11 protein-coding genes, 1 tRNA gene and 2 pseudogenes are annotated in these 13538 nt (G+C 39.0%); 12 read left to right on the forward strand and 2 right to left on the reverse strand.

Annotated elements, in window-relative coordinates:
• Positions 1-75: 75 nt before the first annotated feature.
• The 7 genes and pseudogenes from MSBRW_RS06495 to pyrE form a co-directional block, all read left to right on the forward strand.
• Positions 76-1444 (forward strand): annotated as a pseudogene (locus MSBRW_RS06495) (IS1634 family transposase); the annotation flags it as partial.
• Between the two features lie 371 nt (positions 1445-1815).
• Complete coding sequence (locus MSBRW_RS06500; protein ID WP_048103053.1) at positions 1816-1998, forward strand: methytransferase partner Trm112; 183 nt, start codon at positions 1816-1818, stop codon at positions 1996-1998.
• A gap of 14 nt (positions 1999-2012) precedes the next feature.
• Positions 2013-2756 (forward strand): DUF7524 family protein, encoded by a 744-nt coding sequence (locus MSBRW_RS06505; RefSeq protein ID WP_011308428.1) that lies wholly within the window; start codon positions 2013-2015, stop codon positions 2754-2756.
• Between the two features lie 716 nt (positions 2757-3472).
• On the forward strand, positions 3473-5077 hold the full coding sequence (pyrG, locus tag MSBRW_RS06510; protein ID WP_011308427.1) for a glutamine hydrolyzing CTP synthase: 1605 nt from the start codon (positions 3473-3475) through the stop codon (positions 5075-5077).
• Positions 5078-5384: 307 nt separating this feature from the next.
• Positions 5385-5519, forward strand: coding sequence for a hypothetical protein (locus MSBRW_RS23805; RefSeq protein ID WP_268990290.1), 135 nt, complete (start codon positions 5385-5387; stop codon positions 5517-5519).
• A 900-nt stretch (positions 5520-6419) separates the two neighbouring features.
• The gene (locus MSBRW_RS06525; RefSeq protein WP_011308425.1) at positions 6420-6947 is read left to right on the forward strand and encodes a CDP-2,3-bis-(O-geranylgeranyl)-sn-glycerol synthase; all 528 of its coding nucleotides are present in this window, start codon (positions 6420-6422) and stop codon (positions 6945-6947) included.
• 89 nt (positions 6948-7036) lie between these two features.
• Complete coding sequence (gene pyrE, locus MSBRW_RS06530; RefSeq protein WP_011308424.1) at positions 7037-7600, forward strand: orotate phosphoribosyltransferase; 564 nt, start codon at positions 7037-7039, stop codon at positions 7598-7600.
• Positions 7601-7634: 34 nt separating this feature from the next.
• Here the strand turns inward: pyrE and MSBRW_RS06535 are convergent, their stop codons facing one another.
• Positions 7635-8030 carry a carboxymuconolactone decarboxylase family protein gene (locus MSBRW_RS06535; RefSeq protein WP_011308423.1) on the reverse strand — a complete coding sequence of 132 codons (396 nt, stop codon included), beginning with the start codon at positions 8028-8030 and terminating at the stop codon, positions 7635-7637.
• Between the two features lie 467 nt (positions 8031-8497).
• On the opposite strand from MSBRW_RS06535, the gene purD reads away from it, so the two are divergent.
• From purD to MSBRW_RS23270, 4 genes and pseudogenes are all read left to right on the forward strand, one after another.
• Positions 8498-9799: a phosphoribosylamine--glycine ligase gene (purD, locus tag MSBRW_RS06540; protein WP_011308422.1), complete on the forward strand. Its 1302-nt coding sequence runs from the start codon at positions 8498-8500 to the stop codon at positions 9797-9799.
• Between the two features lie 326 nt (positions 9800-10125).
• The gene (argF, locus tag MSBRW_RS06545) at positions 10126-11034 is read left to right on the forward strand and encodes an ornithine carbamoyltransferase (RefSeq protein ID WP_011308421.1); all 909 of its coding nucleotides are present in this window, start codon (positions 10126-10128) and stop codon (positions 11032-11034) included.
• A 220-nt stretch (positions 11035-11254) separates the two neighbouring features.
• Positions 11255-11339 (forward strand) — tRNA-Leu (locus tag MSBRW_RS06550).
• 404 nt (positions 11340-11743) lie between these two features.
• Positions 11744-12037: pseudogene (locus tag MSBRW_RS23270) on the forward strand (IS3 family transposase); the annotation flags it as partial.
• Positions 12038-12084: 47 nt separating this feature from the next.
• On the opposite strand, the gene MSBRW_RS06555 reads toward MSBRW_RS23270, so the two are convergent.
• Positions 12085-13074: an alpha/beta fold hydrolase gene (locus MSBRW_RS06555; RefSeq protein ID WP_011308420.1), complete on the reverse strand. Its 990-nt coding sequence runs from the start codon at positions 13072-13074 to the stop codon at positions 12085-12087.
• 106 nt (positions 13075-13180) lie between these two features.
• On the opposite strand from MSBRW_RS06555, the gene MSBRW_RS23810 reads away from it, so the two are divergent.
• Entirely contained in the window at positions 13181-13303 is a 123-nt protein-coding gene (locus tag MSBRW_RS23810; RefSeq protein WP_268990291.1) for a hypothetical protein, read from the forward strand.
• The last annotated feature ends 235 nt before the right edge of the window (positions 13304-13538 follow it).

A 13538-nucleotide genomic window follows, 5' to 3' on the forward strand; every position in this document is an offset into this window, starting at 1 on the left:
TCCATTCCCCTAGCTTCGGCAGGTAAACATATATGTTAATATAATTAATATTCATATCTTTTTTCTTTATATTCCATGGCAGATAAAAACAACAGTCGAAGAGTCAACTCCTCAATAAAACGTACAAGATTCTTAGGTCACCTTGGTTTTATTGTTGGAGTTTTCCGAGACCTTGAAGTTAACAAACTGGTCGATGAGAAACTTCCTAAAGAACGAGATCACAAGGTTCCTCACTCCGTCTGCATCCTTGCCATGGTACTCAATGGTCTTGGTTTCATAGGACAACATCTGTACCTTTTTCCTGATTTTTTCAGGACTATTTCTATAGAAAGACTTTTTGGAGACGGTGTCACACGAGAAGACCTGAATCAATATGCTATTGGAGAAACTCTTGACAGAATCGTAAAGTATGGTCCTGCAAAACTATTTACGGAAATCACTCTTCACATTATGAACCGTCTACCTATTCCTGTCCATTGTTTACACGCTGACACTACGAGTGTCAGCGTTTATGGCGATTATGAAGACAAAGAAATTGAGTTTATTGATATTACTTTTGGGAGTCCCAAAACGGAAGATGGAACCTAAGACAATTTGTACTGAGCCTGATTGTTAATCAGCATGGCATACCACTTTTCATGAATACACATTCAAGGAATGCTTCAGACAAAAAAACAATTCTGGAAGCAATCAAGTCTATTAAATCAGCTTTAAGCCCTGAAAGTAAAGTGTACTATGTTGCTGATAGTTCATTTTATACAGACAATAATATCAAGAATATAGGAAAGTCATTCTGGATCAGTCGTGTTCCTGCACTACAATTAATGAGGCAAAGGAACTGCTAACAGCAAATCTAAGCCTGAAAACGTTGAAAAGCGACGAGAGATACTCATTTTATCAAACCTTTGTGGATTATGGTGGGGTCAAACAAAAGTGGGTTTTGTTACTCTCTCATAAAATGAACGAAAAGAAATAGGTAACTATCAGAAGAAAGCTTGAAAAAAAGCTTGAAAAAGCAGAAAAGTCGCTTAAAAAGCTGGCAGAAGATTACTTTTTCTGTGTAGAAAATTCATTAAAAGCAGCAGAAAAATGGATTGCAGATTTTCCTTCAGTTTTTTTGAGAAAATAGATTTGAAAACCATTAAAAAACGTGAAGCAGGTAAAAGAGGCAGACCTTTGAAAGATGAAAAATTAAAGACGTATTACAGGATTAATGGAATAATAAAAGTTAACGAAGCTTTTGTTTTAAAAAAATGGAAAAATTGGGCTTTTCATTCTTGCAAGTAATGATATCAACCTTTCTCCTGAAGAGATGCTGAAGTATTACAAAGGACAAGATAAAGTAGAAAAAGGATTTAGATTTTTGAAAAGTGACACATTTAGCGTATCGAAGATGTACCTCAAAAATAAATCAAGAATTGAAGCGTTGACAATGATAATGGTGGAGGGTTTTATAGAGTCAATGGTAACTTATAATTCATACATAATTTTTTCAAAGTATTATAAGTTTTTTTGAATACCGTAACCCAAGTAAAAATATCATAATTTTTTATTTATAACACTACTATAATATTAGTCTTGAGATTAGTTTATACAAAGAATGACACTCGATAGAGTGGACAAACTTCAAATCGTAAGTACCTGTAAATATATAGATTACATTAAAATAGAAAGATGAATTGAATACGGTTAAGTAACGGGATAAAGTTCACATCCGCAGAACAAAAAGCAAGGATTAAAAACAATCAGCTTTCCTTATTAAATGTTAAACTTTGTCTCCTCTTATTAGAAAAGCGACTTTAACGGTGAATTTTGGTGAAAAAAGATCTTATGGATATTTTGGCCTGCCCTGTATGTAAGGGCGATCTGGTTTTGAACGTTGTCGAAGAAAATAAAGAAGAGGTCATATCTGGAACCCTCTACTGCCCTATATGCAAAGAGCACTACCCCGTCGATGAGGGAATCCCAAATTTGCTTCCTCCTGACCTTAGAAACTGATGTGAGGGTTAAACTTGCAGCAGACATTCCAGAATGTTATTATCAACCGACAAGAGATAAACTCAATTGAGTTTGAAAATGAAAGCGTTGAGATTTCTCTGTCTCCCGGCGGAGAAGAAACCTTTGAGATCCTGATTACAAACCATGGGTCTCCTACGCATATTCACTTTTCAGTAAGTGACGAACTGAAAGGTCAGATCATTTTTCTGAGGGACAATCCATATGTGCTTCAGAAAGAATATGTCTCTGTAGTTGCAAGAATCCCGCAAGAAGGCAGAGTGCTTACCAAAGGGCAGATCTATATTACAGCGGGTTATGGCTCAAGAAAGAAAGGTTTTCCAGTCCAGCTTGGAAAAATCGATCCTAAGCCGCAAGAACACTCCGAAGACGAGTCTCGTGCAGGAAATCAGGAAGAAAAATTGAGTTCTCAAAGATCCTCAACTACACTACCTATAAAACTCTCTCACCCAAAATCAATAAATGGGCTTGACGAGTTTTCATCTTTTATCCACAGAAGCTTTACAGGAAGCTTTTCAGCTACAGAAAGAAAGATTCCAAAAAATGTAAGTGAAAACGAAAAACTTCCTTTTCACATCGCTTTTGGAGGTTTTTTATTACTTGTATGTTTATTCTTCCTCTACTTTATACTGCCATCGAGTCTGCAGTTTAAAGTCAGCTTTGCCCAGTCGGTTTTGTTTTCAATACTTTTTGTGACCTGTATAATATATATTCTGCTAAAAATTGCAGAAGAGAGCTAAACCTTTTAGGAGAACTACAGTTGTGAACCTAAGTTTATACCCATTTTGAACCTGATGCTCACTCAATTCATTTTCAGTTCATAGCTAAAAGTTGTGATTTTCAGGTTAATAAGTCAGAACTCATTTCAAGTTTATAACTGAGATTAACTTCAGGTTTATAACTGAGATTAACTCCAGATTTATAACTGAGATTAACTCCAGATTTATAACTGAGATTAACTCCAGATTTATAACTGAGATTAACTCCAGATTTATAACTCAGAATTCATTTCTGAACCCAAAGTGAGGATTCGCTTCAGGCGCATAAGTAAGAATTCATCTGGTTCAGAACTGAGAAAAGCATGTGAAAATCCATTTTGAATATTCATAATTATTTATAATTGTGAGGTCACCTGAAGACAAGGAAATTGTACTTTTCTGTGCTTTATTCTCCCTCATTCAGGATTTTTCCGTCCGCCGGCACTTTAATCATTACTTTAAGAACTCTTTTTCATTCGTGTCTATTCTTTTACTTTCACTTCTTATTTGAGCCTGTTCATTTTTAGAAGTTGGGAGTAATTTTTATATCATGAAGATATTGGTATTGTGTTCGTACCAGAGGATTAATGACAGATTTTTTATACATTACTAATTTGATTATTTCCTGTCTAACTCCGCATAATATCTTTTAGTAGTCTAAAACCACTATTGGAAAAAAATAATGAGGAAGCTTATCCATGAAGTATATCATAGTTACCGGTGGGGTGATGAGCGGGCTTGGAAAAGGCATTACCATCGCATCCATTGGCAGAAACCTTAAAGACAAAGGTTATAAAGTTACGGCTATCAAGATCGACCCTTACATCAATATTGATGCGGGCACCATGAGCCCCTACCAGCATGGGGAAGTTTTTGTGCTCAAGGACGGCGGGGAAGTGGATCTGGATCTTGGGAATTACGAGCGGTTCCTTGATACTGAACTTACAAGGGACCATAATCTTACCACAGGCAAGATCTACTTAGAAGTAATTTCCAAAGAGAGAAGAGGAGACTACCTCGGAAAAACCGTTCAGATTATTCCCCACGTCACAAATGAGATCAAAAGCAGGATCAGAAAGGTCGCTGCCAGGAGTGGGGCTGATATATGTCTTATTGAAATCGGAGGAACTGTTGGGGATATTGAAAGCATGCCTTTCCTTGAGGCTGTGCGCCAGATGCACAGGGAAGAACCTTCCGAAAATATCGCATTTATACATGTGACCCTGGCTATGGAAGACCTTCAGGGTGAGCAAAAAACCAAGCCTTCGCAGCATTCTGTAAAGGAACTCCGTGCCCTTGGGCTCAGTCCTGAAGTAATCGTTGTAAGATCAAAGTCTCCTCTTCAGGAAAGTGCCAAAGAGAAGATTGCCCTCTTTTGTGATGTGCCCCAGGAGCTGGTTATCAGCGCTCACGACGCCGACGATATTTATGAAGTGCCTCTTGAGATAGAAGAGCAGGGATTGACCACCCAGCTCATGAAACACCTGCAACTGGAGTCAAGTGTCGAAAACGGTGCATGGAAAAAGATGGTCTCAAGGATGCACTCTACAACCAACACGGTTAAACTTGCAATCGTCGGAAAATATACGAATCTTGAGGACTCTTACCTCAGCATCCTTGAAGCTGTCAAGCACGGAGGAATTGATAACGGATGCAGGGTTGAAGTCAATATGGTTGAAGCCGAAATCCTGGAAGAAAATCCAGCCGAGATTGAGAAGCTAATACAGTATGATGGGATTCTTATTCCGGGCGGTTTTGGCGGTCGCGGCACAGAAGGCAAGATGATGGCGATTAAGTTCGCCAGGGAAAATGATATTCCTTTCCTTGGGATCTGCCTGGGCATGCAGCTTGCAGTCATCGAATTTGCCAGAAATGTGGCTAAACTCAAAGGAGCAAACAGTACGGAATTTGATGAAGATTCCCCTTATCCTGTGATTGATCTCCTACCTGAGCAGACCGGTGTTGCAGAAATGGGCGGAACCATGCGCCTTGGAGACTATGAAGCCATCCTTACAGAAGGCTCTATTGCCGCTAAAATCTATGGGACCAATTACATTGTCGAGCGTCACCGCCACAGGTATGAGGTTAACCCGGAGTTTGTTGACAGACTTGAGTCTTATGGCATTGTCTTTTCCGGCAAAAACAAGAACAGGATGGAAATTGCCGAGATTCCTGGCAAGCGTTTCTTCTTTGGTTCCCAGTTCCATCCTGAGTTCAGATCACGGCCTGGAAGACCGTCTCCTCCATTCAATGGCCTCGTCGCAGCAATGTGCAAATACAGAAAGGAAAGAGAAGGACGATAAACTATAGAAAGGAAAGAGAAGGACGATAAACTATAAAAATGAAAAAGAAGGGCGATAAAGCAGGTAAAATTTATTTTATGGGATATATCACCTTTAATTCCTTTTTTATAAATATTTTAATCGTATAAGGGAAGTTCAAACCTTTAATCTAGCTTAACACTTTGTCAAAAAGATTTATTTGGCTGGAAACTGATAAATACTTTTAAAATTGAAAAAGGTAGATTATGCGACATTTATTGAGGCATCTTACATAAATAGTGCCTGTACGGATATCGCAACTTCACTAAAACTTATGAAGGTAAACATTATGGCAATGTCTAAAAAAGATCTGGAGAAGAAGAAAAGCGCTAAAAGACAAAAGCTTGAGGAGCTGGAAAAACAGGCTTCTGCAGGTAGCAAGGATGCCAAGAAGAAGCTTGCAAAGGAAAAGAGGAAAAAATAATTTCTTTAGAAGTTTTTCTTTTCTAGACAGCGTGTAAAAAGATCCGGGGACTATTCACCCCGATCAACACCAATTTTTATCTATATTCACCCCGATCAACACCAATTTTTATCTAAACTGTACAAGAAGTATTGTTAAATACTTTCTTTTCTCGTCTTGAACCCCTTTCTACCCTAGAATTTTGTTGCTATTTATCTTTCTTACCCAATTTGTATCGCTTTTTCGTGACCCTTATTCTCTACAAAAAACGCGTTGTTTAAGCATATATTATAAATATGGAAATTATCAAAAACAATAAATCCCAGGTAAAAATTAAAACTGGAAGGGAAAAACGAAGCACAATCCCTATCTGTAATTTAAGACTTAAACTTAATAAAATAAGTACAATTAAATAGGGTCAATAATTACATAAGCCCATTAAATATGCACATTGGGATCTTATTCAAGCTCAATATAGAATTCAATTATTTAATTTCATTTTCAAGTCAATGTTTAACCGCATTTAATAAATCAATGTTTAACTGCAGTAATAAGTCAATGTTTAACCAAGTCAATGTTTAACCGCACTTAATTATACCTTGACATTAAGTATTTGCACTCACTTTATAACCACAGAAAGCACGGAAAGCGTGGAAGAATTGTGTTCCTATTTCCTTTATTCTATGTTTTCCTTGCTTTTCGTGGTAACATTTCAATTCAGATTGATAAAGAAATTTTGGTCGTTGAATATAAAAAAGTAAAGCAGCAAGCACAGGTTATTGGTATGTTCTACGGACAAATTATGAATGAGAGTAAAGAGTCCAGTAATATCCAGAAAGTTAAGTTCGTTTTATGAATAAGATAAAGTTGACATAAAGAGTTGATACAACGATTGAGCTGATAATTAAAGCATTCTGGTTGATGCTTCCAGCATACCTTTCCAACCCATTTGCAGCTGTTTTCGGTGGTGGGAAACCGATTGATGGGGGGAGGACGTATAAGGACGGAAGACGGATCCTTGGAGACGGAAAGACTTATAGAGGGCTCTTTTCAGGTATATTTTGCGGGTTTATTGCAGGATGTATTGAGATCTGGCTGAGTTCCAGAGGATTTGAAATTATGGGGATTAATATGCCTGTCTTTGGTCCTGATTACAAAAGCGCTTTAATAGTTGTGCTCGCCCTCGCCTCCGGCGCTCTGTTCGGTGATATGTTCAAGAGCTTTTTCAAGCGCAGGATGGGCCTGAAAAGAGGAGCATCCCTTCCTCTGGTAGACCAGCTTGACTTTGTGGTGGGAGCCTGGGTATTTACATACCTTGTAGCCCCTGAGTGGTTTGTGAGCAATTTCACTCATGGAATCATGCTTACCGTTATTATAATAACGCCTCTTCTCCATCTTACAACAAATATAATCGGATACCTTATAGGTGTAAAAAAAGAACCCTGGTGAAATTACACCGGAAATTCATAAGAATCAGTACAGGAAGAACTTTAATAAAGCACTTATAGCGCTAATAAGGCTGCAAATACGGTGAGAGAATGAGCAAAACAAATTTAGAAACAGGAAATAACATTGAGAATCAGAAACAGGAACTTATCGCAGCCCTCAAGGCTTGCGGAGCCGTACGCTACGGAAATTTCACACTTGCCTCGGGAAAGAAGAGCAAATATTATATAGACATCAAAAAAGCCAGTACTGACCCTAAAACCCTGAAACTTATCGCACGGCAGGCAGCATTCAGGATAAAACAGATGGACGTGAACATAATAGCAGGAGTGGAACTTGGAGGTGTGCCATTGGCAACCGCGGTTTCCATGGAAACCGAACTCCCCCTGCTTATAGTCCGGAAATCTGTAAAGGACTATGGTACAAGAAGCAGGTTTGTAGGCGACTTTAAACCGGAAGACAGGATTGTAATGCTCGAAGATGTCACGACAAGTGGAGGATCGGTCAGAAACGCAATTGAGGTTGTCAGAGAAACCGGAGCAAATGTCACATATGTAATCAGTGTTGTGGACAGGGAAGAAGGAGCAATTGAAAACTTAAAAGAGGCAGGTACGGAACTTGTTCCTCTTGTGAGTGCAAGCGATCTCTTAAAATAAATAAAGTGTGAGGCACCTCCGGTACTGAAGCTTTTTAGATTTTGCCTTCAAATCCATCAATTGCTGCAGGAAGGCATTCAAGAACGTTAGCAAAACCGGAGTGATGAAGGTTCAATACCACTGCAGCAACAATTTCTTCATGGGTTGCACCCTCGTTCTTTGCCCTCATTGCATGCATCTGTACGCCCCGTAGGTTTCGATTCGCAGTCTGGATGCTATGTTGATCAACTGCTCCGGTTTTAGCATCAAGGCCTTTCAACGCTTTCTGGGTTTCGATATGATCGTTAAAACTCGCTGCTACTTCAGGACATTCTTTTTGGAAGATTTTATATGATCTTGACTCGCAGTTTTTATCTCCTGAACAAGGGTAATCATTTTTTACTTTATAAGAATTAGGTTTTCGTCTCAGGGAAAAGTATGAGTTCTTCATCCCTCTAAGAAAACCTGGAATACCTGGTCAGAGAAAAGATTTTAGGTCACTGCAAATACTGCAAATACTGCAAATACTGCAAATACTGATAACACTGAAAAATATGGAGCAAAAATTAAAACATGCCTTAAAAAGAAAGATTTTTAGCTAAGTTTAAAACCTGACAATGAGAAGATATTTATTAGAAGAAATAGAGAACTAGGAAGTCCTTCAGTATATTCCTAATTAAAATTATTTGGTAATAAATTATCAATAAACTGTCAATAAATTATCAATAAACTGTCAATAAATTATCAACAAACTGTCAATAAAAGAGACAGCTGCATAAAGTAGAATTGAAAGGTTTTGAGAACTGAAAATTCATTACCTTTTCTCATCTCATATATTTCACCTTATTATCAGTACATATTGAAACCATACTTATACTTGAACATAATAGGTATTTTTTTAAAACCAGGAGAATAAAAATGAAAATTTTGCTTATCGGCGGAGGCGGAAGGGAACACGCAATCGCCGAAGGAATCAAGAAAAGCAAGCATAATCCCTCTCTTTATGCGTTAATGGCGAAAAAAAATCCCGGAATTGCTGCCCTTTGTGAGGATTTTCTCCTTGAGAAGGAAACCGAAGTTGAAAAAGTTGTTGAATACGCAAAAGCCAGAAACATCGAAATGGCTTTTGTAGGGCCTGAAGCCCCTCTTGCAGCAGGAGTTGCAGATGCCCTATGGGAAGCCGGAATTCCGGTTGTAGGGCCTAAAAAATCCTGTGCAATTATAGAGTTTGACAAAGCCTGGGCAAGAAATTTCATGAAAAAATATGGAATCGAAGGCTGCCCTGAATATGAAGTTTTCACAGAGGAAAAACCTGCGCACGATTTTATAGAAAAACTGGGCGATGTGGCAGTCAAGCCTTCAGGTCTTACAGGAGGTAAAGGCGTAAAAGTTATGGGAGACCAGCTCCCTGACCTCAAGGCCGCCAAAGCTTACACAAGTGAGCTGCTTGAAAAAGGGTCTGTAGTTATCGAGGAACGCTTTATAGGAGAGGAATTTACACTTCAGGCCTTTGTGGATGGAAAAAGCCTTGTTTTCTTCCCTGCCGTGCAGGACCACAAGAGAGCCTATGAAGGAGATCTCGGACCCAATACTGGTGGTATGGGTTCATATACTGATGCCGGAGAAATCCTGCCTTTTATGCTCCCTGAAGACCTTGAGAAGGCAAAGAAGATTATGCAGGATACCGTAAAGGCTCTTTCTGAGGAAACCGGGATCGGTTATCAGGGTATTCTCTATGGGCAGTTCATTCTTACAGCCAGCGGGCCCAAGGTCGTAGAATTCAATGCTCGATTCGGTGATCCTGAAGCCATGAACGTGATATCTCTTCTTGAAACAGACTTTGTGGATATCATGTCTGCAGTGGTTAAAGGAACCCTTGGAAATTTGCCTGTAAGCTTTAGCAAGAAGGCAACTGTCTGTAAATATGCAGTTCCTGCTGGCTATCCTGAAAATCCTGAAAAAGACAGCGAGGTAACTGTAGAAGACATAGGGGATGCGTCCATTTATTATGCCAGTGTCTACGAAAAAGAAGGAAAAGTTTACACAACCAGCTCCCGCGCAATTGCAGTTATTGGAATTGCTGAAACTATAGCTGCAGCCGAAAAAATTGCCCAGAATGCCCTTGAAAATCTCCATGGCAAGCTATTTTTCCGGAAAGACATTGGGACTGCCGCTCTTATCCAGAAGAGAATTGACCATATGAAAGAACTTAGAGGCTAACTGCTGAAAATAAGGCTAACTGCCACAAATAAGACTAACTGCTGAAAATAAGGCTAATTGCTGAAAATAAGGCTAATTGCTGAAAATAAGGCTAATTGCTGAAAATAAGGCTAATTGCTGAAAATAAGGCTAACTGCCTGAAATGTCCTGCAAAAGTACGGCGTGCAAATAAGTACTATGCAGTAGTATAAACTAAAATTCAACCAGAATGAAGTAAGTTCGGTTAAAAAAGAGAAACTCAGCTTGAATGAAGTAAATTCAGCTTGAATGAAGTAAATTCAGCTTGAATGAAGCAAATTCAGCTAGAGTAAGTCGGGGTTGAAGTGATGAAGAAGGATGTACTTTCGATAACTGACCTGTCCAAAGAAGAGATTTATGAACTCCTCGAATCGGCCATGGACCTGAAAGAAAAACGCAAAGCTGGAGAACCTACAGAGTACCTGAAAAACAAAAGCCTGGGGATGATTTTTGAGAAAGCTTCCACAAGAACCAGGGTTTCCTTTGAGGTTGCAATGACCGATTTCGGTGGACATTCCCTTTACCTGAATTCCAGAGATATTCAGATAGGTAGAGGCGAAACTATTGAGGACACTGCCAGAACTCTCTCAGGTTACCTTCACGGAATCATGGCCAGAGTTATGAGCCACGAGACCGTAGAGAAATTGGCCAAATACTCAACCATACCCGTGATTAATGCGCTTTCGGACCGGGAGCACCCCTGTCAGATCCTTGGTGACTTCATGACCATAATGGAGTACAAGGACAAATTCGAAGACCTGAAGTTCGCCTGGGTAGGAGACGGAAACAACGTCTGTAATTCAGCCCTGCTAGGCTCGGCGATTGTGGGGATGGAATTCGCAGTTGCCTGCCCGAAAGGATACGAACCTAAACCCGAGTTTCTTGAAAAGGCAAAATCCCTCGGAGGCAAGTTTACAGTCACGGATGACCCGAAGGTTGCTGTAAAAGATGCGGATATCATTTATACGGATGTCTGGGTCTCCATGGGTGATGAAGCCGAGCAGGAGAAACGCCTGAAGGAATTTGCCACGTTCCAGGTCAATACCGAACTCCTTGGAGTTGCAAAACCGGACGTAATAGTTATGCACTGCCTGCCAGCCCGTAGAGGTCTTGAGATTACGGATGAAGTTATGGACGGCCCGAATTCCGTAATTTTTGAAGAGGCTGAAAACCGCCTACATGCGCAAAAAGCTCTTATCCTGAAATTGATGAAATGAATATTTCATCAATTTCAATCTACTTTATATACATTATAAATACTCCAGGATTTTCGGTTTATGTGGTTTTAAGTCGGAGTTAAAACTTGCTTAAACCTTGTTTTCTAAAAGGAAATAATTATAGGAGTTCAGGCGGATTTCGTCCTCCGAACGGGCTTTCAAGGAAAAAGTATAAGAACAAAGAGCACTACTATTGCTCCTGCAACATAAGCTACATCGTGCGAGAGTTGCCCAGCCAGGTCAAAGGCGCCAGGTTCAGAGCCTGGTTTCGTAGGAATTCGTGCGTTCGAATCGCACCTCTCGCACTAAACTTTTTTATGCAGATTATTATTCTCATTTCATTAAAAACCTTTTCTCAGTTACCTTAAGAAAACCTTGCACCTTATGGAAACTTGAATGCTAAAGATTTGTAAAATGCTCAAAGGGATTAGTGATCTGTTTTCCGCAGATATCTTCAAAAAATAACATTTTTCTTGTTATCGTTTTTGGAGAAGTATTCGAAAATATGCAGTTATTGTCTCAACTGAAGCGTCGTAAATCTGTGCTGGAAATTTTCAATGAAGGCAAAAGGTCGAAAATTGTAGGAGCTTCAAAAACACATGTTTGAGCAACCAAGGCAGTTTTTAGAAAAAACGATAGCAGAAAAAATTATGAAAATTGAGAGAACATCTGAGGAAAGTGGGCAGGATAAAAAATGGTAGTAATTCGTGATAACTACATAATATACACATCAGATGAAACTAATAAATACCTAAGTACTTTGAAAAAAGTAAAGTTAAAGTTCGTATTCACACTAAAACATGCATCATAGTTAAATATTATTGAAAGTTTCTTCGGTAAAATGACTAGAAACTTTTTAAGGGCAATTAGAGTGGAATCATTAGAGGAATTGAAAAGCAGGATTGATCAATATATAAATTTACTTAACGAAAAATCTGTAATATTTATGTGGAAGTATAAAGTTGAAGAAAAAGATAAGATTCCAGGTGGAATTATGATGTAAAAATATGCAAATACCTTGGAATCGATACACTAGTTCATTAACTGCCCTTAACTCTGATCAATCTGTTCTGCAGAATCCCATTCTTTAAATGTGTTACATATCTCTGGGGCATACTCGTTGTACAGGTAGTGTGATCCATTGAGCACTATCAGTTTGTTTTTCCCATTGTTGCCGAACTGCTCTACGTGTTTCTCTTTCCAACCTGATGTTGTTTCCACATTTTCTGAGGATATAAAAAAGAGGACAGGGACATTATCTGGGAATTTCATACCTGAGAGCTTGTTGCAATTTTCTTCCAACATTTCCATTTCGTTCATAGCGTTCTGAGATAGCAATCTGTTCAGGTACATCTTTCGCAGAAGTTCCTGTTCTTCCTCTGAACGCTGATACCCAGATGCCTCAGGTATTATACTTGAAGGATCAATTACTGAGAGAAGTCTGATTATTCCAAGCTTATTCAATGTACGAAGCGTATTTCCATAACTTAGACTTTCCTGCATGGATGCTTCCAGGTCGTCTTCATTCGCTACACTGGTGTCTATTCCGACAAAGGATTTTACTTCATTAGGATACATATTAGCATAGTATAATCCGTACAATCCTGATATGGAGTGTGCCATCAGAGTGTAATTATTATAACCCATTTCCTTAAGGGCTCTGTGCAGTTCGTATGTAATGTTCTCCACACTTCGGTCACTGTTGGTGTCATCGCTAAGCCCATATCCAAAGTATTCTGCTGTTATCACAGTGTACTTATCATCTAAGTTTGCAGCAAGTGGTCGCAGATCAAGGACAGGGGAAGGGGAACCCCAGCCGCTTAAGAGCACAACTACCTGATCCCCGCTACCCGCTACATCTATACACATGTTCTTTCCGTCAACTTGAACTCGATGCCCATATGCGTTCTCCAGGTCTTTACTCTCCTGGTGGCATAGGAATGAATTGGTAGTAGCGCTGAGAACTATAATAATTATCAGTGCTAATGGAATACCTATAAGTGCTTTCTTGAACAACTTTCGTGATATTTTTGCATTCATAAGGACCTGGGTTGATATTTTAGATATATAATATTTATGTGTTATATTCAGAATACATCCAGGGCTTAATATGCAAACGTGTTTTTAAGAGGCCGGTGAAATTTATATGGCTAAGAAAGCAGTGGTTATTATAGATGATATTGATTTTGTATGTGTCTATGAGGGTACCGAGAGATTTTACATAGGTGAAGAGATTAAGCTCACTGACGATGTTTCCATTGCTATCTGAAAGTCAGCCGTACTTCAGGTTCCAGGGTCTCAAAGTATGCTTTTCAGGAAGCAAAGAGACGCAACTTTGATGTGATCATGGAAAGAAAGCTGAGAACTCAGGTGGTTTTTGAGTGTTTGAGATAGATTTATGGTGGTTAGAGCAAAAAGGAGACAAAATGAGAGAAATGTTGAGTTTAAATCAACAGCTTGCTTTCTAATGCATTTATGCTTCTTTTTGTATCCTTTCAAGTAAT

This window comes from Methanosarcina barkeri str. Wiesmoor (assembly GCF_000969985.1).
In the GTDB taxonomy this organism is placed as follows: domain Archaea; phylum Halobacteriota; class Methanosarcinia; order Methanosarcinales; family Methanosarcinaceae; genus Methanosarcina; species Methanosarcina barkeri_B.

Excerpts from the sequence above, each read along its gene's own strand:
- pyrG (WP_011308427.1), top strand. The coding sequence starts at position 3,473 with ATGAAGTATATCATAGTTACCGGTGGGGTGATGAGCGGGCTTGGAAAA.
- purD (WP_011308422.1), top strand. The coding sequence starts at position 8,498 with ATGAAAATTTTGCTTATCGGCGGAGGCGGAAGGGAACACGCAATCGCC.
- MSBRW_RS23810 (WP_268990291.1), top strand. The coding sequence starts at position 13,181 with ATGGCTAAGAAAGCAGTGGTTATTATAGATGATATTGATTTTGTATGT.
- MSBRW_RS06535 (WP_011308423.1), bottom strand. The coding sequence starts at position 8,030 with ATGAAGAACTCATACTTTTCCCTGAGACGAAAACCTAATTCTTATAAA.
- argF (WP_011308421.1), top strand. The coding sequence starts at position 10,126 with ATGAAGAAGGATGTACTTTCGATAACTGACCTGTCCAAAGAAGAGATT.
- MSBRW_RS06555 (WP_011308420.1), bottom strand. The coding sequence starts at position 13,074 with ATGAATGCAAAAATATCACGAAAGTTGTTCAAGAAAGCACTTATAGGT.
- pyrE (WP_011308424.1), top strand. The coding sequence starts at position 7,037 with ATGAGCAAAACAAATTTAGAAACAGGAAATAACATTGAGAATCAGAAA.
- MSBRW_RS06525 (WP_011308425.1), top strand. The coding sequence starts at position 6,420 with ATGCTTCCAGCATACCTTTCCAACCCATTTGCAGCTGTTTTCGGTGGT.
- MSBRW_RS23805 (WP_268990290.1), top strand. The coding sequence starts at position 5,385 with ATGGCAATGTCTAAAAAAGATCTGGAGAAGAAGAAAAGCGCTAAAAGA.